Below are 1,820 nucleotides of genomic sequence, written 5' to 3' on the forward strand. Positions count from 1 at the left end.
GACGCCAACGGCAACACCACCGGCAGCGTGGTGGGCGGGGAGACGTTCGGCTTCGGCTACGGCGACCGCAACCGGCTGCTCAGCGTGGTGCGCAACGGCGCCACGGTGGGCACCTACACCTACAACGCCTTCGGCGAGCGCATCGCCAAGACGGCGACGCTGCCGCAGGCGGTGAACGAGCGCTACGCCTACGACGAGGGCAGCCAGCTACTGGCCGAGTACGGCAGCACGAACCGGGATTACGTCTGGCTGGATGGCCTGCCGGTGGCGGTGGTGGATGCCAATGGCGGTACGGCCACGATCGGCTATGTGCATGCGGATGGGCTCAACACCCCGCGCGCGGTCACGGACGGCAGCGGGGCGACGGTGTGGCAGTGGAGCTACCAGGGCAATCCGTTTGGGGAGCTGGCGCCGACTTCTACAATGGGGTTCATCTATAACCCAAGATATCCCGGTCAGTACTCTGACACCGAGTCGAGACTGTCGAACTGGGGTTTCCGGACATATGAAGCAGGGACCGGCAGATCGCCACAAAGCGATCCGTTGGGAATGTTTGGTGGCCAGCCGAGTACTTATGCCTATGTAATCAGTAATCCGCTGAGTTACATTGATCCGTATGGGCTTGCACCAAATGACAGAAACTGGAAGATTTTTTGCTTCGTTTATTTTCTGGCTTGCAATCAGAATCCGAACATAACTCAGCGCCCACCTGGCAATCCGCCTCCTGGGTACGAGACGCCAGCAGAGCCCCCTGGAAATCCTCTCAAAGGACCGCCACAACGGCCTCAAGCGCCAAAACCTCCACCGGATATATGTCCACCGAGTGGGCAGCCCGGTCCTGGATCTTCAACTCCCCCGAATATGGAACCGCCAATACCTCCACCTGTGCCTCCGCCCGTGCCAGCCGTGCCACCATCATCTCCTTGGTTCTTTATCTTGCCTCCAGGGTTTCAACAAAGCGTGACGAGCCAGCAGCCCGGCGTGGCTTAGTTGTATGATCGGAGAGTATTGGAGGCGGTGAATCCCTATGGATGATGCGCAGAGCTGTACTAGCCGGTTGCATGAACTCGATGCCCGAGGAGAGATTTCTCGGGCAGTGGAGCTATGTGAGTCTGAGCTGTGCTCTGAAAACGTCGATTGCCAGCGGTATCTAGGATGGTTCTATGCAAATAATGGGAACCCGGAGCGGGCTTGCGATTGGTATCGAAAGGCCGCGATGCAAGGTAGTGCCGAGGCAATCGAGGAATACTGGAAATGCGTCCTTATGATTGATGCTCGGGGCAATAAACAAAAAGCGATTGAACTATGTCAAATAGCTCCGTTTTCCGCGCATGTGAATTGCCAGCGTTACCTCGCTAAAGCTTTCTTTGAGAAAGGAGATGTGGATGCCACGTTGCAGTGGTGCCTTAGATTGGCTGAGCATGGTAGTTCAGATGACATCCTTTATGTCGGTAGACTCTACCTGTCTAAAAATGAGCCGCGGAACGCACTAGAATTTCTCAAGAGGGCGGCTATGCAGGGTAGTGCACGGGCCAGTCAGCTAATCGGCGAAATCTACGCCTTTGGTATAGGGGTTCCGAAGGATGAAGAAATGGCATTACCTTATTACAAGGCGGGTGCTGAACATGGCCTAATACTTAGTCAAATGCGTTTGTTGCATCTTTGTCGCCATAACGATGCGGGTATAGGGAAGCTGGCTTCTATGGTTAGATTGTTTTTTCTTATCACAAGAGCGATTTTTATAAGGTTTCGCAATGCGGAAGATCCGCGTATCGCAGATATTCCTCAGTGATGCAGCCATTAGGGATGCTCTGATCTAT

General features: G+C 54.8%; 2 protein-coding genes. Both read left to right on the top strand.

The genetic code is table 11. The annotated features are described in order from the left end of the window. On the top strand, positions 1–990 hold a 990-nt coding region (locus tag ACH65_RS19325), incomplete at its 5' end, for an RHS repeat domain-containing protein (RefSeq protein WP_336884815.1). 37 nt (positions 991–1,027) lie between these two features. Further along, positions 1,028–1,792: a tetratricopeptide repeat protein gene (locus ACH65_RS19330; protein ID WP_082190406.1), complete on the top strand. Its 765-nt coding sequence runs from the start codon at positions 1,028–1,030 to the stop codon at positions 1,790–1,792. The last annotated feature ends 28 nt before the right edge of the window (positions 1,793–1,820 follow it).

It is taken from the genome of Frateuria defendens, assembly GCF_001182895.1.
Classification (GTDB): Bacteria; Pseudomonadota; Gammaproteobacteria; order Xanthomonadales; family Rhodanobacteraceae; genus Frateuria_B; species Frateuria_B defendens.

What these genes read in the sequence shown, in the direction of transcription:
- ACH65_RS19330 (WP_082190406.1), top strand. Translation starts at nt 1,028, where the DNA reads ATGGATGATGCGCAGAGCTGTACTAGCCGGTTGCATGAACTCGATGCC.